The organism is Myxococcus sp. AM011, from assembly GCF_013372595.1.
Lineage (GTDB): Bacteria > Myxococcota > Myxococcia > Myxococcales > Myxococcaceae > Myxococcus > Myxococcus eversor.
On sequence record NZ_JABXEM010000140.1, the window covers coordinates 1 to 21,922 of the forward strand.

At 68.0% G+C, this 21,922-nt stretch carries 20 protein-coding genes; 10 read left to right on the plus strand and 10 right to left on the minus strand.

From position 1 onward, the window contains the following. Positions 1-150: 150 nt before the first annotated feature. Genes yidD through rpmH form a run of 3 tightly spaced genes read right to left on the minus strand, consistent with a single transcriptional unit; the run spans position 151 to position 953 of the window. On the minus strand, positions 151-369 hold the full coding sequence (yidD, locus tag HUW62_RS26770) for a membrane protein insertion efficiency factor YidD (protein ID WP_176435996.1): 219 nt from the start codon (positions 367-369) through the stop codon (positions 151-153). Further along, positions 366-788: a ribonuclease P protein component gene (gene rnpA, locus HUW62_RS26775; RefSeq protein WP_163868635.1), complete on the minus strand. Its 423-nt coding sequence runs from the start codon at positions 786-788 to the stop codon at positions 366-368. The genes yidD and rnpA overlap by 4 nt, the downstream gene beginning before the upstream one ends. 12 nt (positions 789-800) lie before the next feature. Further along, positions 801-953 (minus strand): 50S ribosomal protein L34, encoded by a 153-nt coding sequence (gene rpmH, locus HUW62_RS26780; protein WP_141648952.1) that lies wholly within the window; start codon positions 951-953, stop codon positions 801-803. A 315-nt stretch (positions 954-1,268) separates the two neighbouring features. On the opposite strand from rpmH, the gene HUW62_RS26785 reads away from it, so the two are divergent. The 8 genes from HUW62_RS26785 to HUW62_RS26820 all read left to right on the plus strand — a co-directional run bounded on the left by HUW62_RS26785 (position 1,269) and on the right by HUW62_RS26820 (position 11,496). After that, positions 1,269-1,934, plus strand: a complete 666-nt coding sequence (locus HUW62_RS26785; protein WP_176435997.1) for a hypothetical protein — start codon at positions 1,269-1,271, stop codon at positions 1,932-1,934. Between the two features lie 36 nt (positions 1,935-1,970). Continuing rightward, positions 1,971-5,267 carry a DUF3626 domain-containing protein gene (locus tag HUW62_RS26790; RefSeq protein WP_163868637.1) on the plus strand — a complete coding sequence of 1,099 codons (3,297 nt, stop codon included), beginning with the start codon at positions 1,971-1,973 and terminating at the stop codon, positions 5,265-5,267. Between the two features lie 15 nt (positions 5,268-5,282). Further along, the gene (locus HUW62_RS26795) at positions 5,283-5,687 is read left to right on the plus strand and encodes a hypothetical protein (RefSeq protein ID WP_176435998.1); all 405 of its coding nucleotides are present in this window, start codon (positions 5,283-5,285) and stop codon (positions 5,685-5,687) included. A 3-nt stretch (positions 5,688-5,690) separates the two neighbouring features. Next, positions 5,691-5,984, plus strand: a complete 294-nt coding sequence (locus tag HUW62_RS26800) for a hypothetical protein (protein ID WP_176435999.1) — start codon at positions 5,691-5,693, stop codon at positions 5,982-5,984. Between the two features lie 258 nt (positions 5,985-6,242). Beyond that, positions 6,243-7,595 (plus strand): chromosomal replication initiator protein DnaA, encoded by a 1,353-nt coding sequence (gene dnaA / locus HUW62_RS26805; RefSeq protein ID WP_163868640.1) that lies wholly within the window; start codon positions 6,243-6,245, stop codon positions 7,593-7,595. A 94-nt stretch (positions 7,596-7,689) separates the two neighbouring features. After that, positions 7,690-9,603, plus strand: a complete 1,914-nt coding sequence (locus tag HUW62_RS26810) for a HEAT repeat domain-containing protein (RefSeq protein ID WP_176436000.1) — start codon at positions 7,690-7,692, stop codon at positions 9,601-9,603. 148 nt (positions 9,604-9,751) lie between these two features. Then, a complete protein-coding gene (locus HUW62_RS26815; protein WP_176436001.1) occupies positions 9,752-10,879 on the plus strand; it encodes an AAA family ATPase in 1,128 nt (375 codons plus the stop codon). Positions 10,880-10,890: 11 nt separating this feature from the next. Continuing rightward, the gene (locus HUW62_RS26820) at positions 10,891-11,496 is read left to right on the plus strand and encodes a hypothetical protein (protein ID WP_176436002.1); all 606 of its coding nucleotides are present in this window, start codon (positions 10,891-10,893) and stop codon (positions 11,494-11,496) included. Here the strand turns inward: HUW62_RS26820 and HUW62_RS26825 are convergent. From HUW62_RS26825 to HUW62_RS26835, 3 genes are all read right to left on the minus strand, one after another. After that, complete coding sequence (locus tag HUW62_RS26825; RefSeq protein ID WP_176436003.1) at positions 11,484-12,068, minus strand: hypothetical protein; 585 nt, start codon at positions 12,066-12,068, stop codon at positions 11,484-11,486. The genes HUW62_RS26820 and HUW62_RS26825 overlap by 13 nt on opposite strands. 126 nt (positions 12,069-12,194) lie before the next feature. Continuing rightward, positions 12,195-12,680, minus strand: a complete 486-nt coding sequence (locus HUW62_RS26830) for a DUF2267 domain-containing protein (RefSeq protein WP_176436004.1) — start codon at positions 12,678-12,680, stop codon at positions 12,195-12,197. An 86-nt stretch (positions 12,681-12,766) separates the two neighbouring features. Next, positions 12,767-13,555 (minus strand): DUF4190 domain-containing protein, encoded by a 789-nt coding sequence (locus tag HUW62_RS26835; protein ID WP_176436005.1) that lies wholly within the window; start codon positions 13,553-13,555, stop codon positions 12,767-12,769. Between the two features lie 196 nt (positions 13,556-13,751). Between HUW62_RS26835 and HUW62_RS26840 the strand changes: the two genes are divergently transcribed. Both HUW62_RS26840 and HUW62_RS26845 read left to right on the plus strand, forming a co-directional pair. Then, positions 13,752-15,158, plus strand: coding sequence for a pitrilysin family protein (locus tag HUW62_RS26840; protein WP_176436015.1), 1,407 nt, complete (start codon positions 13,752-13,754; stop codon positions 15,156-15,158). Continuing rightward, positions 15,158-16,675 carry an insulinase family protein gene (locus HUW62_RS26845; protein ID WP_176436006.1) on the plus strand — a complete coding sequence of 506 codons (1,518 nt, stop codon included), beginning with the start codon at positions 15,158-15,160 and terminating at the stop codon, positions 16,673-16,675. Before HUW62_RS26840 ends, HUW62_RS26845 begins: the two co-directional genes overlap by 1 nt. Positions 16,676-16,975: 300 nt before the next feature. On the opposite strand, the gene HUW62_RS26850 is transcribed toward HUW62_RS26845, so the two are convergent. The 4 genes from HUW62_RS26850 to HUW62_RS26865 all read right to left on the minus strand — a co-directional run bounded on the left by HUW62_RS26850 (position 16,976) and on the right by HUW62_RS26865 (position 21,679). Next, the gene (locus HUW62_RS26850; RefSeq protein WP_176436016.1) at positions 16,976-17,263 is read right to left on the minus strand and encodes a hypothetical protein; all 288 of its coding nucleotides are present in this window, start codon (positions 17,261-17,263) and stop codon (positions 16,976-16,978) included. Positions 17,264-17,413: 150 nt separating this feature from the next. Then, positions 17,414-19,144 carry an alkaline phosphatase D family protein gene (locus HUW62_RS26855; RefSeq protein WP_176436007.1) on the minus strand — a complete coding sequence of 577 codons (1,731 nt, stop codon included), beginning with the start codon at positions 19,142-19,144 and terminating at the stop codon, positions 17,414-17,416. 140 nt (positions 19,145-19,284) lie between these two features. Next, on the minus strand, positions 19,285-20,289 hold the full coding sequence (locus HUW62_RS26860) for an alpha/beta fold hydrolase (protein WP_176436008.1): 1,005 nt from the start codon (positions 20,287-20,289) through the stop codon (positions 19,285-19,287). Between the two features lie 154 nt (positions 20,290-20,443). After that, positions 20,444-21,679, minus strand: coding sequence for an MFS transporter (locus HUW62_RS26865; protein WP_176436017.1), 1,236 nt, complete (start codon positions 21,677-21,679; stop codon positions 20,444-20,446). Between the last annotated feature and the right edge of the window lie 243 nt (positions 21,680-21,922).

Here is a 21,922-nt window from a genome sequence, read left to right on the forward strand (position 1 = left end):
GAAGAGGAACATCCATCCGGCGGTGACGGCGAAGGAGAGCAGCAGGGCGACCAGCAGCCGCTTCTGGGAGTCGTTCGACTGGGGCGAGAGCGGATCGTTCATAGAGGTCCCTCCCCTCGGGGGAGGGTGCGGCAAGGGGTGGAAGCCCCGTCACGGCACCGGATCGATGCCACCGGGGTGGAAAGGCTGGCAGCGCATCAAGCGCCACAGGGTGAGCCAGGAACCCTTGAGGCCTCCGTGCTTTTCCAGCGCCTCCATGGCGTAGGTGGAGCAGGAGGGATAGAAGCGGCACACCTTCGGCAAAAGCGGCCCGAGGAACTTCCGGTAGAACCGGATGGGCAGCGAGATGGCGAAGGCGAGCGGGCTCATCTGGGAGGCTCCTTCGGCTTCGGCTCGGCGGCCGGCGGGAGCCGCTGCAGCTTACGGGTGACACCGTCGAAGGCGCGGGACAGAGCCACGAAGGAGGCTTCCTTCGCGGACGAGCGCGCCACCAACACCACGTCCAGGCCCGAAGGCCATTGCATGCGGCGCTTGCGGAACAACTCCCGCAGCACCCGCCTCAGGCGCGCTCGTACCACCGCGTTTCCCACCTTGCTCGACACGGTGAGGCCAACACGGGAGTACGCCCGGCCATTGCGCTTGTAGAGAGCGAGGAGACAGTCGGAGGGAAGTTTCTGCCCGCCGTCCTGGACCTCGAGGAACTCACGCCTGCTGAGCAGGCGAAGGGCCTTGGGGAAGCGCTGGTCTGCCGGGCCCTGCTGCCCCGGCGTCGCACCCTCGGCCCTCACACGCGGACTCGCTTACTTCTTCGCAGCCGACACGACCAGCCGCTTGCGGCCCTTCGCACGGCGGCGCTTGAGGACATCCCGGCCGGACTTGGTGGCGTTGCGCTTGCGGAACCCGTGGGTGCGGTTGCGGCGCAGCTTCGACGGCTGGTACGTGCGCTTGGACACGGCTCGAACTCCTTGATGATGGGCGGCGCCTCCTACTGCTCCGGCGCGACCTGAACTAGGGAAAGGGCCGGGGGCGTAACCCCATTTCCGGGGTAAGTCAACGGAGGATCACCTTCCGCCGCCCCATTTTCCCGATCCTGGGAACGAAACCGTCGTCCCTCGCCCACCGAGGGAGCGTTCGGCTGCCTACATGGGTCCGGAAATGGATGTCCAGGCGAAGTCCGAGCCCCTGGGGCCGATCACCCCTCGGCCGGAATCTCCGCCCGTTGATGCAACGCCCTCAAACGGACTTTCGCGTCGCGTTAGAGTCGGCCGATGCCCCAGGTGCATGTGGCCCAGGAACATGAGTGCTTGAACGACATCGCGGCGCACTACGGCCTGCTCCCCGAGGCCATCTGGAATGACCCGGGTAACGCTGACCTCCGGGCGCTGCGCCAGGACCCGAACGTCCTGCTGGCCGGCGACGTCCTGGCGATTCCCGAGCTCCGGGAGGTCCGCCACGCCGCCCAGACGGGCAAGCGCTACCGGTTCCGGCGCAAGGGCGTGCCCGTCCAGGTCCAGTTCCGCCTCCTGAACGGCTCGGAGCCCCGCAAGGACGCCCGTTACCTCCTGGAGGTCGACGGGGAGGCCATCTCCGGCACCACAGGGCCCGACGGGGACCTCGCGTTCTGGGTGATGCCAGGTAGCCAGCAGGCCACGCTCGAGCTGGAAGGGGAGGAGCGCTACGCGCTGAAGCTGAGCCGGTTGGATCCGCTGACGGAGGTCAGCGGCGTGCGCCAGCGGCTCGTCAACCTGGGCTACCTGGACGTTGAAGGGGACGAGGACGAGCTGGCCGTGGCGGTCATCGCCTTCAAGCGCGAGCACTGCGGCCTGGAGATGACGCCGGAGGACCTGCTCGCGTGTGACGACGACGAGTACGAGCGCGTCACCACCGTCGACGAGCCCACGCGCACCCGCCTCCTCGCCATCCACGGCTCCTGATTCTCCCCGTCCCACACCGCGCCCGCGAAAGCCCTCATGGCCCACGAGTGGATTCTCTACCTCGACAGTGACGCAACCGTTCTGCGTGAAACGCAGAACCTCCTGAGCCTCTACGACCTCTTCCAGCTTCGCGAAGACACCGGCTGGATGACGGACACCCTCATCGACTTCGGCGTCTCCGCGCACGACGACGGACTGGGGCCGCTGAACGCCCACCAGGTGCTGTGGATATCGCCCTCCGTCGTCAAGGCGGGCAAGGACGGCGACGACGAGGCCTTCGACAACTCCCTGGGCGCGGAGCTGGGCGCCCCGAGTCACCTGGACCTGCCGGACACCGCCCTGCCGAATGGCGCGCCCCTCCTGCTGTTCCCCGTCAACACCGAGGAGACGCACTGGAGCCTGCTCGTCTTCTCCGCGGCGAGCCGCACCTTCGTGCACTACGACTCGCTGGGAGAGAGCAACGCGGGCGCGGCCCAGGCCCTCATCCGGAAGCTGCGCGCGCGGGGCTATCTCTCCCGCGAGCTGGACTTCACGACCTCCGCGGACGTCGAGCGGCAGGTGGACGGCTACAACTGCGGACTCTACGTCGTCCAGTTCGCTCGGGCCCTGATGCGCGCGGGCCTGCTGCTGTCGGCCGAGCAGCTCCGCGCCATCACCAGCGCGAGCTGCGACCTGCTCCGGGGACAGATGTTGCTGGCGCTCGAGCCCCGCTTTCCGCCCGCGCCCCTGGCCCAGCCTCCTCCACCGCTCGTGGGCGACCCCTCCGCCCGCAAGGAGCGCAAGCGTCCCGAGCCCAAGAAGAAGAGCGACTCAGACGTCATCCTCAAGAAGTCCGCGCTGAGCACGAAGCGGGGCCGGAAGAGCAAGGTGAAGACGGCCCTGCTGCTCGCGACGAACAACGACAGGGACTTCACCAAGTGCTTCATCCACACCAGCCCGAGCGCGCTGACGGTCATCAATGGCGAGCGGGCCGAGAGCCTGATGACCCTGGTGGACGAGGCGAGGACGCTCTGGGAGGTGCTCGGTGAGTCCTCCAGCGTCCCGTCACCACGCAAGCCCAAGGGCGGTGGGTTCGTCTCCAAGTACTCCACCTACGTGGACAAGGGCGGCTTCACGCTGGAGCCCAAGCTGCACCCGGACACCTCCGACGCGGTGATGACGGACCGCGCGCAGAATGTCCTCAAGCGAGTGCCCGCGGAGGGCTACCAGCCCACCTTCTTCCAGTTCCAGCGCCAGGACCTGAACACGCTGCTGGCGCACTACGAGAAGAACGTCCCCGACTTCCACCACAACCACCAGCACATCGCGCGCAGCCTGATACTCGGCATGGCGATGGCGAACTTCTACCTGCGCCATGGCCAGCCGCGATTCCTCCCTGGCGACACGCGCCCGGAGAGCCTGCGCACCAGGCCGGGCAACGAGGACGGACAGCGCGACGCGGCCCTCGCGCTGATGCCCGAGCCCGACTCGGACGAGGTGGACATCTCCGCCATCGCCTACGGCATCGGCATGCATGACTGCGCTCGCGCCAGCTCCGGCAAGGACGTCTGGGAGCACGAGAGCGCGCGCAACTGCTTCTACTTCCTGCGCGAGTCCGGCTACGGAAACGAGTACGCCGCCTACGTCGCGAGGATGATTGTCAAGAACGAGCAGAACGACGACGAGCGCAAGGAGAAGCCGAAGCCGCCCGAGGAGAAGGAGCCCTCCGTCCCGAAGGTCATCACCGTGAGCAAGGTGGACAGCCGCTCCGCGAAGAAGGGCGACGCGAAGAACACCACGCGCACGGACGAGCCCAAGCCTCCGAGGCAGGGCGACCTCAACGAGCAGATTGTGCACGACGCGGACACGCTCGAAATCCACCGCGTGCTCAACGGCAAGAAGTTCCTGTCGGAGCGACTGCTGTTCTTGAACGACGAGCGGCTGGACAAGGTGAAGCTGGAGAAGGGACGCAAGCAGGAGTTCCGCGAGCAGCTCATCGCGGACGCGGCGTGGTTCGTCCACATCACCGAGAAGATAGCGGTGCCGCCCGAAGACGGAGTGGACGGCAAGCCCGGGGGCCCGGGGCGGATGCACTTCGAGGAGAAGCTCAAGTCCATCCGGGACGTGACGAAGCAGTTCGGCGGCTACTTCGAGGCGCACGAGTCGGTGCTCATCGAGGCCATCGTCCAGAAGCCGCGCGCCTTCCCCTTCTTCTACCAGTACTACTTCCACGCCTGCTTCGACCCGAAGGATGCCCAGTTCCTGAACCTCACGCCCGAGGAGCGCCTGGTGCTGGTGCGCGCGCGCATCAACACCATCGAGCGGCTGTCTCGCGACCACGCCCTCGCCACCGAGGCCCTGGCCACCTTCAACACCACGGGCTCCACGGACTACACCGTGGAGAACTTCGGACGGGATTTGGTGCAGTTCCAGCTCACGGCGAACCTCAACTGCGATGACCTGGTGAAGGTCATCGACGCGGTGGACACCGGCAAGAAGGAGCCGGCGCACCTCTCGCAGTACTGGGAGATTTTCTTCAAGACGGGCAAGCAGCGCGTGGGCGCGAGCACGGACTCGGTGCCTCGCGACAACGCCGAGCGCTTCAAGGTGCAGTACCAGACGCCCTGCGAGACGAAGGGCTTCGACCGCGCGCGAAGGCCCAAGTACGCCGCCATCAACCTGGCGAAGACGACGTCCGGGGCCTGCCCCAAGTACGGCGACGCGGCCTACATCCTCAAGCCCCACCTCTGGCGGCGCATCACCCTCACGCACAACGACACCTTCAGCGTGGGCGTGTTCCCAGACGACCTCTGCACGCCCACCCACCCGTTCACCCTGATGAAGCAGATCAGCGGCCTGCGCTTCCAGGAGGACCACCTGAAGCTCTACGCCGCCGGACGCGGACAGAACGACGGCCTGCGCAAGGCCGCCCAGAAGAAGGCCGCCATCCCCTACATCGAGGCCCACATCCACGGGCTCGTCGAGTGGGCCCATGACGTGGAGGAGATTCGCATCAGCGTGAACCCGGCGAGCCGCGAGGCATACAAGAGCAAGGAGAAGGTCTGGGACTGGGAGGCCTTCGACGCGAAGCTGCTCGCCTTCGCTCAACTGTGGGCCACCGACGAGCGCCCCGGCGGCATCCCCGTGCGCTACGTGAGTGACGACAGCTTCGAGGTCTTCGCCACCCGGGAGGATGCGATGAAGCAGCAGAATCCCCTCGGAGCGCAGACGCTCACCGGAAAGCTCGCCAGCGCGCAGCACCACAAGGCGCCTCCGAAGCCCAAGCCCTCCAAGACCGGCGCGAAGCCTCTCGACTCGAAGCCTCCCAGCTCCGAAGCGCCGTCCACGCTCTAACGGGTGCCCTCGTCCATGCTGACCATTCGAGAGCACCAGATGAGAGCGTTCCGCGCCGTCTCGGAGGAGTCCTTCGAGGCCGAGCTGCGCGAGCACCTGCGGCGCACCTTCCCCGAGGAGCTGCGCGCGCTGGAGGACCCTGCGCTCGCGGCCCACGTGCGCGAGGGCTTGAGCCAGGCGAGGGCCCGCGGCCTCACGTCCCGGCAGGGCCTCACGGAGTACCTGGAGGTGACGGCGCTGCACGGGCTCGACTTCGAGTCGCGGCCGGAGTCGCGCTGGGCCCGGGAGATGCTCGAGGACGCGGACGTCACCGAGCCGCATGAGCGGATGCGCCGCCTGCACCTGGAGGCGACGCGCAGGAAGCAGCGAGAAGCACGCAACGCCCAGACACGACAGCGCTTCAGGAACGGAGGGACCTAGGACATGGGCCTCGGAGACAACAACGCCGCGGGCAGCGCGGTGCAGGCGTGCCCCCTGGAAGAGGGCTGGGTGGAGCTGGAGATGCTGGGCGAGAACGACGCCCCCATCGCCAACGAGCGCTTCATCGTCATCCTCGCGGACGGCACCCAGCGCAAGGGCCGCACGGACGCACGAGGCTTCGCGCGCGTCGGTGGACTGCCCCAGGGGCCGTGTCACATCTGCTTCCCCGAACTGGACGCCGCGAGCCACGAAGCGCTGGGCGAAGTCCCCACCAGCGGATCCACCGCGAGCCCCTGAGCGTGCCCGGGCGCGAAACCGCGCCCTTTTGCATTCCGTACTCACAGTCAAGTCGGGACGGGGGAACCCCAGCGGTTGGGGGGAGTCGAACGGATCTCCACAATGGCGCCGGGGCGGCATGGCCGTTGCCGATCATCCGGGCCCGGAAAAGATCCTTCAACGGCGCCGCTTTGGGTCGGTAGCTTGATCCACCCGGAAGCGTCTGTTAGCACCGCCAGACGCTCGCGATTCCCTCCGCTTTGCACGGTTGAGACACACTTGAACGCCCTCGCTCACGCCGCACCTTCCATTCCAAGTGCTGGAATTCTCTGGAACAAGATGCTGGAGGCCATCCGTCAGGAAGGCCGCCAGTACGCGCTCCAGTGGTTGGACCGGGTGCGCGCGCTGGAGGTCCGTGACGGGGCCCTCGTCCTGGGTGTTCCGGATCGCTTCTTCCGCGACTGGGTGGATGACCACTACCGCGGATTGCTCGAGGGACACCTGGCGCGGCTGGGTGACGGACTGGTGTCCGTCGCCTACGAAGTGGTGGAGGGACTTGTCCCCGAAGGCCACTTCCCACCCACACCCACGGTGAAGGTGAGCATTGGCCGTCCTTCGAGGCTGAACAGCCGCTTCACGTTCAACACCTTCGTGGTGGCGGACAGCAACCAGTTGCCAGCGGCGGCGGCGCAGGCGGTGTCGGACAAGCCGGGCCACCACTACAACCCGCTCTACATCTACGGCGGCACGGGCCTGGGGAAGACGCACCTGTTGCAAGCGGTGGGCAACCACATCTGGGAGAAGGACCCCACGCAGCGCGTGGTGTTCCTGTCGAGCGAGCAGTTCACCAACGAGTACGTGGAGAGCGTTCGCGAGCACCGCATGACGGACTTCCGGCGGAAGTTCCGGGAAGAGTGCGACGTGCTGCTCATCGACGACATCCAGTTCCTGGGCAAGCGCGAGGAGACGCAGAAGGAGTTCTTCTACACCTTCAACACGCTCTACGAGCTGGGCAAGGCCATCATCCTCACCAGCGACACGGTGCCCGCGGAGATTCCGGGCCTGGAGGAGCGGCTGCGCAGTCGCTTCACCATGGGATTGATGACGGACATCCGCGAGCCCACGTACGAGACTCGGGTGGCCATCCTCCAGAAGAAGGCCGTGGCGGAGAACCTGGACCTGCCGGACGCGGTGGCGCACTTCATCGCCAAACACATCCAGAAGAACGTGCGCGAGTTGGAAGGCGCGCTGGTGAAGCTGTCGGCGGTGCACAGCCTGACGCGCCAGCCGGTGACGGAGGAGTTCGCCGCGGAGGTGCTGCGCGACATCCTCCCCGCGCAGCACGTGGTGGACGTGGAAGCCATCCAGCGCGAGGTGGCCCGCTTCTACAAAGTCACGGTGGAGTCGTTGAAGGAAGACCGCCGTCACAAGGCGCTGGCGCATGCGCGGCAGGTGGCGATGTACCTGAGCCGCAAGCTGACCAAGAGCTCGTTTCCTGAGATTGCGTCGCGCTTCAGCAAGGACCACTCCACCGTCATCTCCGCCGTGCGAAAGGTGGAGGGACTTCGCGAGTCGGACCCCACCATGAAGCGGGAGCTGGCGGAGCTGGAGCTGCGGCTCGGCACTCACTGAGCGTTCGGTGATTGAGGGTGCCTTGAGGTCGGGGCACCGCGTCACGAGCGGTTGACGACCAGGAAGCGCGGCTTGCTCCGTATTCCCAGGAGCCGTGTCCCCTCATTCGAAGAACCTGGTGCTCCTGTTCGCCTTGCTGGCGCTGGTGGCCCTGTGGAGCTTCGAGTCGACCAGGGGTTGGAAGCCTCCCGCGACGACCCAGGTCATCTCGGTGAGCCACCCCGCACCGCGCTCCGACGAGCCCCTTCCCGCTGTCGCCTCGAAGACAGTTCCACCGGGGAAGCGCGGCCGTCAGCGCGTGCTGACGCCGGGGTTGGAGCATCGGTATGCGTTCGATTTGGACGTGCGCTCGGCCGAGCACATTCCTGGCGCGGAGGCGGGGCGGAACTGGAGACACCTCGGCTGGAGTGGGGTGCTGGAGCTGGCGTATCTGGGTGAGGAGGGAAGGCAGCACTTCTTCTCGGCGCGGGTGGAGCCCACTCGGGTGGAGCCGCTGAGCGAGGAGGCGCTGATTGCCTTCCGCTCGCAACTGGAGCGCCCCGTGTATGTGGCGCAGGACGCGCGGGGGCGGGTGCTCTCCATCCACTTCGAGGAGGGGATGGATTCGGAGGCGCGGAGGTTCTTGCGACTGCTGCTGGCGACCACCCAGTTCGTCGCGGAGGACGGACGGAGCTGGAGCACGGAGGAGACGGACCCCACGGGGGACTACGAGTCGGAGTACCGCGCGGGGGGGAGCGCGAACACGTATGTGAAGACGAAGCGGCGGTATTTGCGTACGGCGCTGCCGCTGCGGGCGCCGACGAGGCCGGGCGTGGTGGTGCCTCGGTTGCGAGGGCACCTGGACTTCATGCTCGATGAGGACGGGTTGGTGCGGGAGGTGACGGGCTCGGACGTGGTGGAGCAAGGGGGGCGCGCGACGGGGCTGCCTCAGACTCGCGCGGAGACTCGAGTGGCGCTGACCCGGTTGGAGACTCCGAGGCATACGGCGTTGTCGATGCGGATGTTCCGGGAGGCTCGGGGCCGGCTGCAGGCGGAGCCGCTCACGGGGCTGGAGACTCCGCGCGTGGGAGCGGCGGCGGTGGAGTGGGACCGGCGGCTGGTGGGGGACGCGACGCTGGACGTGCTGCTCCGTGTGCTGGAGACCGAGACGCGAGAGCAGGAGCGGAGCCAGGCTCGTGAGCGATTGGCGGCGCTGTTTCGATTGCTGCCCGCGAAGGCGGGGCTGGCGGCGCGGCGCGTGCGACAGGGGGCGGTGAAGGACGACGTGGTGGGGCAGGTGCTGGAGGCACTTGGGAGCGCTGGCACTCTTGAGGCACAGCAGGAGTTGGGCCGGTTGCTGGGAGAGTCACGGCTGCGGGTGACGACTCGGGCGTTGGTGGCGACGGCGGTGGGGAAGGTGGCACGACCCTCGGCGGAGCTGACGCAGGCGCTGGCGCGAGCCGTGAGGACGACGAAGCAGGGTGAGCTGAAGCGCGCGGTGGGGTTGGCGTTGGGCTCGATGGTGAAGGGATTGGAGCGCTCGGAGCCTGGGCGTGCGCTCGGGGTGCTCGATGGGTTGATGGGGCGATGTGAGGCGAAGCGGCTGGATGCGGAGACGTGCTTGCGGGCGCTGGCTCGGGCGGGCTCGGCTCGGGGGTTGGAGTACGCGCGCGCGGCGCTGTCCCATCGTTCGGTGGAGGTGCGCGTGGCGGCCACGGAGGCACTGGGGGCGATGGCCGGTGCGGACGTGGATGTGTTGTTGGACCGGGTGCTGTTGGAGGACCCGGAGGCGCGGGTGCGTGCTCAGGCGGCGGTGATGATTTCGCGGCGCGTGGCCGGGCCTCATCTGCGCGCGGTGGCGCAGTCACTGCGCATGGAGACAGAACCCCAGGTCCGCGCCGAAGTGGTGCGGATGCTGGGGACGCTGCTCACCGTGGAGCACGCGGCCGGTGAGTTGCTGCGTGACGTCGTCGCCCGCGATGACTCCGAGGACGTGCGCCGTCTGGCTTCATCACTGCTCGCGGAGTAAGGGCGTCCTTTGCCGAAGTGACGTGACAGGTTGTTTATGGTATGGGAACCTGACGCATCGGCAGCATCGCGACCTGGTCGGCCTTCACTCACCCGTTCACGGCACGGCAACCTCCCGCTCACGGAAGGACCCGGCCTAGACTGGCTCCATGATTCGGTCCATCACGCTCCAGAACTTCAAGAGCTTCGGCGCCCGGCAGACGGTTCCCCTGGAGCCCATCACTGTCCTGGTCGGCCCGAACAACTCTGGCAAGTCGAGCTTCATGAGCGTGGGCCGCTTCGTGTCCAATCTGGTTGTCGGTCAGGGGCAAGATGCCGTGACGCAGGAAGGAGGCTCCCACTTTCTTTTCCATCGCCCATATATCTACGCGCCCAGGCACGGCGAGAATCTTGTCCTGGGATGGGAAACGGATTTGGGGAGCACGTATGTCCTCGAACTCTCACACTCGTCCCGCAGCGGAGTCATTCCCTCCTCCGAGGAACTCAGCGCACCAGAAGCTGGCCTATCCATTCGATTCCAGCATCCCAACAGATTCATCGTCCGCGGAGTCCAGACCCACTATTCCCCGGGTAATCTCGCACAGGCCCTCAAACTCGTTGTCGGTGAAGAAGACAAGAGGATGCTGAGCTTCTGGCAACCTCTCGCCTACTCACGGATGGTCAAGCTGTCACTCCGTGCCCTGCGCGCGGACTCCGAGGTCGTTCCCGAGCCACAGCTCACTCCCGAGGGAGCAGGGCTCGCGGCGGTGCTCGGCCTCTGGCGCGGCTCACGCCCAGAGAAAGTCGAGGAACTGGAGTCCTTTCTCCAGAAGTGTCTCCCTGAAGTCCGCAAAGCGCTCGTGCGCCCAGCGCCGACACCCGGCCACCAGCGCCTCTGGCTGCGTCAACACGATGGAGAGGAGTTCGACGCCGAGCACCTCTCTGACGGAGTGCTCTGCTTCACCGCGCTCACCATGCACGCCATTGAGGCAGGGCCCGGACAAATCATCTTCATCGAGGAACCCGAACACTCCATCCATCCTCGCCGCCTGCGCGAGCTGGTGGATCTGCTCAAGGAGCTCACCCTCGCGAAGAAGTGTCAGTTCGTCATCGCGACCCACTCGCCCGTACTGCTCAACGCCTTTCGCGATGAGCCGGAAGCCATCGTTCTCTTCCGGCGCTCGGACACGGGGACCCGTGTGAGCCGTCTGCGAGACATCCCTCATCTTCGTGAAGCCCTGACGAACGCACCTCCGGGCGACATGCTTGAGAGCGGTTTCTTCAACCAGGACTTCTAAGCCACCACGCCATGCTCACAGTCGCCATCGCGAGCGAGAACGACGCCATGGACGCGGAGGTCTATCGCTTCCTTCTCGCCCGAATGCTCAACGTCGAAGTCCAGCGCTGGCCCACCCAGATTCGCTTCGACGGAGGCGGATTCCGACGGGTCCACAAGCTCTCGGAAACGTTCCTCAACGCCGCCGCCTTGAACAACGTCACTCGCGCGCTCGTGGCCATCGACAACGACGGTGGAAGCCAACGGTGCCCGGAGCATGAGCACACCCACGCGCCCGACCAACATGGAGCCAATGAGGATGCCTGCCGGGTCTGCTGGCTCTCCCAGGCCATCCCAGCCGCATGGAAGGGAACGTCCCACCGAGCCTGCATCGTGGTGCCCATCCAAACCCTCGAAACCTGGTTGCTCCAGCTTCGAGGTGACGATTTCGGAGGACTCTCTCCCGAGTCGCGCTACGACCGCTCCCAGCTCAAGAAGCAGTTCTACGGACGGCCCCTCCCGCCCAGCTCACGCTGCACTGACCTGGCTCTGGAGCAACTGAAACGCCCCGACGCACTTGACCGCCTCCGCGAGCGCAAGAGCTTCCAGCACTTCGCTTCACAGCTTCAGGGCTGGTGAGCCGAGGACGCGCTCACGAAGCGCTCCAGCACCGCGTCGAGCGTCCCCGCCACCTGCGCCTCGTCGTACTTGAGCCCCGTGCCCAGGTCCTTCACGAGCGTGGTGATGACCCCTTCCACCGTCCGCATCGCCTGAAGCCGGGCCCGTCCCTCGGCGAGACTGTGCACCTGACGACCGGAGAGGCTCGCTTGAGCCTTCGGCGGTCCCAGCTCGCGCACCACTTCGACCAGCACTCCCTGCAGAGAGCTCCGTCCCAGCTCCGCCTCCACTGCCTGGAGCCGCTCCCGTAGCAACAGGGTGAACCGAGCCACCTCGTCCTCGAGCGTGGCCATCCGCACCCCGGCCTCCAGTGACCAGCGGGTGAAGCTCTCGGAGTGAGGCACCCGCAGCTCCGAGAGCTGCCGGTCCAGGGACAACACGACCCGATAGCTGGGCCCCTGTCCCGAGTCCTCGAAGTGCACCCGGATGACCTGTCCCCCCGAGCGCAGCCGCTCACGGAGCATCCGCACGTGCGGGTCGTCGGCCACACCCTCCAGCGCTTGATGGATGAAGTGCCGCCAGCCCTGTCTCACGAAGCCACCCTGCCGTGCGTTCAGTCCCAGGTCAACGATGCCACCCCTGCATCCTCGGACACCCGAGCGTCAGCGTCGAGTGTCCGACCCGGTCCCTGTTCCATCACCGACGGTGGCCCCCACCCCTCACACCTCCGGAATCCACAGCGCGCGCAAATCCGCGGGGAGCTGACCAATCACTTCATCTGTCTCGCCCTCGGAGATGTGCCCGCGCACCGTGGCGAACACGGCCCTCGTGAGGCGCTCCGCTTCGTTCGGCGTCGTGTCCAAATCGTCAGCGACCATCTGGATGAACTCCAGCATCTTGAACTTGCGGGGAGGCAGGCCCTCGTGTCGCGGGCAGCGTTGCAACAGGTCCCTGACCTTCTCGGGAAGCTGCGCCTCCAGGTCCTTCACCTCGCCACTCATCAACCGCTGCTCCAGCGTGCACAGCACCGACTCCGCTGCCCGCTCCGCGAGCGGACGGTCGACGCCCGCCCTCGCCTCCAGGTCCTTCAAGAAGAACGAGTACGTCCGCGCCGTCCGCGACTCGTGCCGCTTCGCGCGAAGGTCCTCCGTCGACGTGCTCGGGCGCTCGCCCGCCTCTTCCCGTCCCTCGTTTTCATTCACCATGTCGTGGCCTCCCACCCCTCACCGTGGGCACCTTGGCCATGGAAGGCACCATGCACCCCGCGCGCGCCGGGGCGGCGAGCCGGCACTCAGGCGGGAAGTCGCTCCAACATGCCCTTCATCAGCGGCCCCAGCACCAACAACCACAGCGCCATTCCCCCCACGCCCAGCAGCATGCCCGCCAGCGCCTGCCACCCCCGGCCGATGGGAGGCCTCGCCCGCGAATCCACCTTCCGCAACGCGAGGGCCCCGAGGACGACCGCCGGCGGACCGAACAACGGAAAGAAGAACGACGCGAAGCCCATCGACAGCGCATGCCTCGCCAACGGGTTGTTCACGCGCAAGTCCCACAACCGCCGCAGCTCCTTCTCCGACACCTCCACCTGGAAGAAGAGCCGGCTCCTCGGGTCGAGGAAGATTTGCAACGCGGTGACGAACAGCAGGAACCCACCCACCAACATCACCGGGCCGAACAACGCCATGCCGACAAGGCCCGCGACCACCGGCGTGAAGACCAGCGCCGTCCTCGCCCAGCGCTGGCCCACGTAGAACGCCCCACCCACGCCCGCGGAGCCAAGCAACACCAACGCCAGCTGCCACTCACCCTGGACGAACGCCGTCAGCACCCCCGCGAGCAACACCAGCGTCCCGCCCCCCACCAGCCACGCATTCGTGTCTCGCCGCCCCCAGAGCTTCATCCGGAAGGTCTCCAGGTAGTTCACCTCCGGGCGGAGCGAACAGGCCGCGCAATACAGCACGCCCATCACCCACGTGGTGCACGCCTCGCAGACGAAGCCGCCGCAGCGCTGACACGTCGCCACCGCGTCCACCTCCGGGTGGACCGCGCAGCGAGGCGTGACGCCGACCGAAGAAACCATGCGCTCCAGTGTCTCATGGAGCGTCTCGCGCGGGGACACGAGTCACCCGACACCTCGCCCCAAACCGAGGCGGCCCTCAACAGTTGTCACCCGCCACCCATTCCGACTGTCATTCCTTGCCCACCCGGCGAGGGACGCGTGCTAAGCGCGAGAGGTGAGTCCCTGGCACGGAAGCCCCGGAGGAACCTTGTCCCGAATGAAGGCCCTCGTCGCCGCAGCCCTCGTCATCTTCGGGCTCCCGGCACTCGCCCTCTCAGCACAAGAGGCGAAGCCGCTGGAGCCCGGCCGCGAAGCGCTCGCCATCCCCTACGAGAAGTACACGCTGCCCAACGGACTGGAGGTCATCCTCTCCGTCGACCGCAAGCTCCCCGTCGTCTCCGTCAACGTCTGGTACCACGTCGGCGCCTACCACGAGCAGCCCGGCCGCACCGGCTTCGCCCACCTCTTCGAGCACATGATGTTCCAGGGCTCGCGCAACGTGGCCGATGACGTGCACATCCCCATGCTGGAGCAGTTGGGCGCCACCGACATCAACGGCACCACCAGCTTCGACCGCACCAACTACTTCGAGACGGTGCCTACCCACCACCTGGAGACCGCCCTCTGGTTGGAGAGCGACCGCATGGGCTTCCTGCTCGACGCGCTCACCCCGGAGAAGCTCGCCACCCAGCGCGAAGTGGTGAAGAACGAGCGCCGCCAGGGCACCGAGACGGCCCCCTATGGCCTCGCCCGCGAGGCGGCCTGGCACGCCCTCTTCCCCCTGCCGCACCCGTACCACGGCGCCGTCATCGGCTCGATGAAGGACCTGGACGCCGCCACGCCCGAGGACGTGAAGTCCTTCTTCCGCCAGTGGTACGCGCCCTCCAACGCCACGCTCGCCGTCGTCGGTGACTTCGACGTGGCGAAGACGAAGGCCCTCATCGAGAAGTACTTCGGCTCGCTGCCCAGCCACCCCAAGCCGACCCGGCCCGAGGTCGCCTCGGTGAAGCTCTCCAAGCCCGTCGTCATCCGCCAGGAGGAGCGCGTGGCCACGCTGCCCCTCTTGTCCATCCAGTGGCTGACGCCCGGGTACTTCCAGGAGGGGGACGCCACCGCGGACGTGCTCGCCACCGCGCTCGGCACCGGCAAGGCGAGCCGCCTCTACCGCCGCCTGGTGCTCGACAAGCAACTGGCCCAGAGCGTCAACGTCACCCAGCAGAGTGAGGGCGCGCAGTCCGTCTTCACGCTCGACGTGGTGGCGCGACCCGGCGTGTCCACGGACGCGCTGCTCAAGGAAGTGGACGCGGTGTTGGAAGACATCCGCCGCAACGGCATCACCTCGGAGGAGATTCAGCGCGCCCGCACCCGCTATGACACGCGCACGCTGGCGGGCCTCCAGTCCATTGGCGGCTTCGGTGGCAAGGCGGACGTGCTGCAGAACTACAACCACTTCGTCGGCGAGCCCAGCTACGTGGCGCAGGACCTGGCGCGCTACGAGACGGTGACGCCCGAGTCCGTGAAGCTGTTCGCCCGCGACACGCTGCGCCCCGATGCTCGCGTCATCCTCCACGCCGTGCCGCCCGCGCGGAAGCAGGCACCCGTCGAACCGAAGGAGCGCCACTGATGCGCCGCCTCATCACCGCCCTCGTCACCGTCTCGCTCGCCGGCTGCGCCAGTCAGCAGAAGCCCGCGACGCCCGAGCCCCAGGACACCTCCGCGCCCCAGGCCCCGAAGCCCGCGACGCCCGCCGACGCGGAGGCCTTCCGCGCGACGCCGCCCCCGCCGGGCAAGCCGCCGGAGCTGGTGCTGCCCACCTTCCAGAAGGCCACGCTCGACAACGGGCTCACCGTGCTGGTGAGCACCCGGCGTGAGCTGCCGCTCGTCTTCGCGGGCCTCACCTTCGCGGCGGGCAGCGCGCAGGACCCGGTGGGCAAGAATGGCCTCGCGGACTTGACGTACCGCATGCTGCTGGAGGGCGCGGGCACGCGCGACACGGTGGCGCTGGACAACGCCTTCGCGGACCTGGGCGTGTCGCCCTTCCAGGAGGTGACTCCGGACGGCGCGCAGGTGGGCGTGCGCGTGCTGACACGCAACGTGGACGCCGCGCTGGCGCTGCTGGCGGACGTCACGCTCCGGCCCACCTTCGCGCCCAAGGCCTTCGAGCGGCGCAAGAAGCAGCAGCTCGCGGACCTGGTGCGCCGCCTGGGGCAGCCCACCGCGCTGGGGCAGATTGTCTTCCTGTCCTCCGTCTTCGGGAACACGCACCCGTACGGGCACCCCTCGGTGGGCATGCCCGACTCCGTGCAGGCGCTCACGCTGGAGGACGTCCAGGGCTTCTACAAGAAGCACGCGGGCCCGGCCGCCGCGGCGCTCGTGCTCACGGGTGACATCACCCTGGACGAGGCCGTGGCCTTCGCGAAGCAGCACTTCGGCGCCTGGAAGGCTCCGGCGAGCTTGCCGCCCGCGCCGCCCGCGCCGCCCACGCCCGCGCGGCAGACGGTGTACGTGGTGCCCAAGCCCGGCCTGGACCAGACGGTGATGATGCTGGGCCGTCCCGGCATCGCTGCGGGAAACCCGGATGAGTACCCGCTGGACCTGGCCACCACCGTGTTCGGCGGCTTCTTCGGCAGCCGGCTCAACATGAACCTGCGCGAGGCCAAGGGCTATAGCTACGGCGCGGGCGCGAGCATGGACCCGCGCCTGGGCGTGGGACCGCTCACGGCCTATGCGTCGGTGCGCGCGGACGCGACGGGCCCCGCGCTTACCGAGGCGATGGGAGAGGTGAGCGGCCTGAAGTCGCGGCCCATCACCGAGAAGGAGCTGGCCGCCGCGCGCGAGGGCCTCATCCGCTCCTTCCCGGGCGCCTTCGAGTCGGTCGAGGGCCTGGGCTCCAGCGCGTCGCAGCTGTACCGCAAGCGCCGTCCGCTGGATGAGTTCAACCGCACCGTGGAAGGACTGCGCACCGCCACCGCGGCCGACGTGCAGCGCGTGGCCGAGAAGTACCTGGACCCGGCCACGCTGCAAATCATCCTGGTGGGTGACCCGTTGCTCATCCAGGAGCAGGTGTCCGGGCTCAACCTGGGCAAGCTGACGGCGGTGGAGCCCGACACGCAGCCGGGCAGCGCCAGCGCGCAGCCGTAGTCCGTTCAGGGAGAAGCCCGGCGCGTCGACCAGGACGCGTCGGGCTTCTTCTTCCAGGACTCATTCGCGGCCCTGGCGCGCGCTCCAACCCCCAGGCTTCAGCGAGGGAGGGCGGGTCAGCCATCCTCCTGGGCTTGTCGCTCCAGGGCCCGCGCCTCTCCCTCGCGCTCCCGCTCCCGCGCTTCATCGACGGGGCCACGCGAGGTCGTCAGTCCTCCTCCTCGACCTGTCGCTCCAGCGCCCGTGCATCTCCCTCGCGCTCCCGCTCCCGCGCTTCATCGACGGGGCCGCGCGAGGTCGTCAGTCCTCCTCCTCGACCTGTCGCTCCAGGGCCCGCTCGCGTCCCTGGCGCTCGCGCTCCAGTTCGTCCGCCTCGTCGATGGGGCTGCGGATGTCCGGCACGTCGCCGCCGACGGGGGCGTCGCTGTCGAGCGCGAACTTCTGCTCCCGGGTGCTGCGGATGGAGTCCGCGGCGTAGAGGGGCAGGGTGTCATCCGCCTCCAGGCCCCGCTCCGCGCGGTCCTTCGCGAAGGTCGGCTTGTGGCCGCCACCCTTCGAGGGGTCGTTCTTCTTGCTGCCCGTGGCCATGTCGCGCTCCTCGTCGAAGGGCGCGGAGAGCATCCCCACGCCGACTCCACACAGGGCTCAATGTCGGAGCGACGACAGCGCGCACCAAGCTCCATGCGACGACAGCGGGGCCCGCCCGCATGGCCGCCGGGCGAGGTGGCGCCTCGGACCTCAGGACCGTGTCGCGTCGAGTGGTGACGACAGCGGCGGAGGCTCCACCACCACCTGCATGGACAGCGACGTGTGCTCCGCCTCCCAGCGCAGCCACAGCTTCGGACGCGCGACTTTCGAGCGCGCGGGCTCCACCCTCAATGACAACCAATTGCGCTCGCGCAGGTAGCGGCTCTTGCCCACCGGAAGCATCTCCGTCTGCATGTATGACGGCAGGTCATCCACCGACTCCTCCGCCAACAACCGCATCCCCATGAACTGGAGCATGTTCGGCGGCGGGTGGACGATGCCCGAGGACGTCACCTGCTCAATCGCCGCCTCCGCGAGGCCCGCGGGGATGTGCTCGGGATTGCGCGAGCGGATGAGCCCTCGCGCTCCCACGTGCACGTCCCCGGACACCACCGTCACCGCGCAACACGACATCTTCGCCAGTTGGAGCAGGTCCACCATCAACCGGATGCGCTCGCCGCGATGCACGACGGACTCCCACTGGTCCAGCATGTCGTCATGCATCTCCGTGTCGCCGCCCACCGTCTCCACCGACGGCCCAAAGCGCAGGTGCACCAGTGGAATCGAGGACAGCACGATGACGTGCCTCGGCTTCGCCCCCGCGTCCTTCGCGTGCTCCTGTCGCCACGCATCCAACGCGTCCCATTGCTCGGGGCTCATCACCTGGTGCGCCATCTTCCCGTTGACCTGTCGCCGGTACGTGCGCCCGCTGCGCAAATCCAGCGCCACCAGGTCCACGTCGCACTCCGCGCCCGTGAAGCGCAGCGTCTGCAGATAGTGCGCGTCACAGGGCTTGCGCCTCGCGGGCTTCTTCTCCTCTGTCTTCAGCCCGCCCAGTTGGAAGGCCTCGAAGGCCTGCGCGGCGGCGCTGTAGATGGACTCGAACCACTCGCAGGACTGCAGGGCCTCGTGCGAGCCCCAGCCGTCGAAGATGTCGTGGTCATCCCACGTGAACACGCCCGGCACCCGCGCCAGCATGGGCGCGATTCCCACCGAGCCGCTCCACCGCTCGCAGTACAGCTCCACGTAGCGCGCCAGCATCTGCTCGTGGAAGCCCGGCGGCGGCCCGAAGTCCCTATCCAACTTCTGCTCCAGCTCCCGCTTGCGGAACTCCACCAGCGGCTCATGGTCCAACAGAGAGTCCGCGTACACCTGGTCTCCACCGCCGAGCAGCAGCTCGAAGCCGCCCTCCCTCGTCTCCTCGTGCTGGGCCAACATGTCCGCCCAGCAGCCGAAGGGCCGCTTCATCCGCATCACCGAGCCCCACGTCTTCGCGTCGCTGGCGCCGTTGCAGGAGAAGAAGGCCGCGCGAGGCAGGGCGCCCTTCGCGGGCACCACCACCGTCCTCACGTCCTCCCCGCTCCACGGCTTCACCGGGTTGCCTGGCGCGGCGAAGTCCACCTGCGACAGCGTGGGGCAGCCCTCACCGGGCTCGAAGCGGTACGTCACCCGCGTGGGCGAGTCCTCGCGCGCGAGCGTCACCTCCCACCGCCACAGCACCCCGGCGGCCTGGCCCTTCAGCGCGGAGAAGTCCGCCACGCACAGGGGAGGAGCCGGGACGGCCTCCGTCAGGTCCGTGCCATCCAGGCGCTGGAAGCGAAGTCGCAACGGCGGAGGCCGCGCCGGGTCCGAGTCACCGAGGTACAGATTCACGAAGAAGGACCACGTGTCCCCGGAAGGCTGGTTCCTCGCGTACAGCATCGGCCCGAGCAGCTTCTTCATGTGCTCCCCCCGCCTGCGCCAGGGCCGCAAGCCCCGGATTCACGGACTCTAATCCGGAACCGGGGAGCCAGGAGCCCATGCGGGGAGTGTGTCTGGCGTCCCCAAGTTACCCACAGGCCCGGAGGGAGGGCGAGGCGGGCCTACTTCGCGAGGAAGTCGAGCACGGCGGCGTGGAACTTCTCGGGGGCCTCGAAGTGGGGGATGTGGCCGACGGCGGGCAGCTCCACCAGGGTGGCCTGGGGAATCGCCTGGGCGGTCTTCTTCCCCAACTGCGGATACTGGCCGAGCGTCGCGGCGACGGCGGCGGGCACCTTGCCTCGGCCGATGAAGGTGCGGTCCTCCTGGCCGATGACGACGAGGGTGCGCGGCTTCACGAGCGGGAACTCGTGGGACACGGGCTGCTCGTAAATCATCTGCGACGTCGCGGCGGCCACGCGGGCCAGGCGCGGATACTCGGCGCTGAGCGTCTGGCGGTAGAGCACCTGGACCCAGACGTCGTACTCGGGCTTCCACTTCACGTAGTACGTCTCGTGGTACTTGCGCGTGGACGCCTCCGTCACGGCGAGCTGCTCGCGGTAGTACGCCTCCGTGGGCTGCCAGGGCACCTTCTCTCGGTAGTCCTCCAGGCCGATGGGGTTCTCGAGGATGAGCCGCTCGGTGGTCTCCGGGTACATGAGCGCGAAGCGCGTGGCGACCATGCCGCCCATGGAGTGGCCCAGGATGACGGCCTGCTTCACGCCCAACGTGTCGAGCAGTTGCTTCGTCAGCGAGGCGAACGTGTGGAAGCTGTAGTGGATGTCCGGCTTGGATGAACGGCCGAAGCCGAGCTGGTCCGGCGCGACGACGCGGTAGCCCGCGGCGGTGAGGGCGCGAATGGTGGCCTCCCAGTACGCGCCGAAGAAGTTCTTGCCGTGCAGCAGCACCACGGTGCGGCCGTTGGCGCGCGCGGTGGGCTTCACGTCGAGGTAGGCCATGCGCACGTCCTGGCCCTCCACCGTCAGGGGCAGCAGTTGCACGGGGAAGGCGGAGGGCAGTCCCTCCAGCGCGGTGCCGAGCGGCTCGGCGCCGGCCTTCGTCTGGGCGAGCACGGGAGGGGCCCACAGCAGCAGGGCAGTCAAGGCCAGGAGGGAGGGACGGACGGACATGAAGGGGGCTCCTCTTGGGGAAGGGGAGCCCGTGTGTAGCGCGCGAGACGCGAGGGCGCAGGGCCTTTGAGACCTGAACCGACCTTCATGTCTGGAGGTGGACCTCGGGCACGCCTTCGTCGTGGAGGGCGTGGGGGACACCGGGTGCGGGAGGTCAGCTCGGGGAGCGCTCGAAGCTGCGCGGGCTGAGCAGTCGCAGCGTGAGCACCAGGGCGAGGAACAGGACGCTGGCGCTGATGGTGACGAAGCGCAGGCCCACGCGGTCCGCGAGCGCGCCCTGGGCCCAGACCCCCGCCGCGTATGCGCCTCCGAGCACCATGCTGTAGAGGCTGCTCACGCGCGCTTGCAGCTCACGAGGGACGCGCGCGGTAGCGAAGGCGTGCAGGCCGCTCATCAGCGTGAGGTAGTTGGCGCCGAGCACGAAGATGCCGGCGGCGGCCACCGTCAGCGTGGGCGACATCCAGTACAGCGCGGACACGCCGCCGATGGACAGGGCGGCGAGGCCCAGGAGCTTGCGATGGCCGAGCGCGTCCGCGAGCGTGCCCACGAGTACGGCGGCCACCACCGCGCCGGCGCCCTGGCAGGCGACGAGCAGCGACGTGGCGGCGGCGCCCTGGCCGAAGACGTTGATGGCGAAGACGGGCACCAGGCCGATGAACGGCGCCACCAGCGCGGCGACGAAGAGCGTGCCCCACAGCACCAGGGAGATGTCCTCGTCCGTGCGTGCCACGGAGATGCCTCGGGTGATGCCGGCCCAGAGGCTCTCCACCGTGCGCGGGGTGTCACGCGCGGGCATGCTCACGCGCGACAGCGCCACGAGCACTCCGACGAAGGACAGCGTGTTGACGAACAGCGCCCACGGCGGGCCGCCCGCCTGGAGCACCAGCGCCGCGAGCAGCGGCCCCATGATGCGACCCAGGTTGTACTGCGCCGAGTTGAGGCTCATGGCGCTGTGCAAGTCACGGGGCGGAACGAGCTCCGCGAGCATCGCGGAGAAGGCCGGATAGGTGAGCGTGTTCGCGCAGCCGTTGAGCAGCGTGACGACGCCGACGATGGGCACGCTGAGGTGGCCAGTGAAGGCGAGCACCGTGAGCAGGGCGGCCAGCGCGAGTTGCACGGCGGTGCCCACCGCCACGTAGGCGCGCCGGTCGAAGCGGTCGGCGAGCGCGCCGCCCAGGGGCGACAGCACCAACGAGGGAAGATAGGCGAGGGCGACGATGCCGCCGGTCCACTCCGCGCGGCCCGTCTCCTGCGTGACGTACACGCCCATCGCCACCGTCTCCATCCAGGTGCCGATGTTGGAGATGAGTGCGCCCAGCCAGACCGCGAGATAGCCGGGATGTTCGAAGGCGCGAAGCGAGGAGAGCTGTGGCAGTCGGAGTGCGCGCACGGCGAGGTCCTTGTAACGCACGCGAGCGAAACGCGCTTCCGCGAGCCGCGTCATGCTTGGTGCCGCAATCACGAGAGCCGCAGTGCGGCCAGCAGTCAGTCTTCAGCGCGGGTTCCCGTGACGTACAGCTCACACGCGCGGCGTGCGGCACAGTCGCTCAGGCGTGTCCTGATACGGCGCATTCCACGAAAGCCCGGCGACGAATCGCGTGGGCGTGGGTGTGCGGTTGTCGGGACTGTGGGC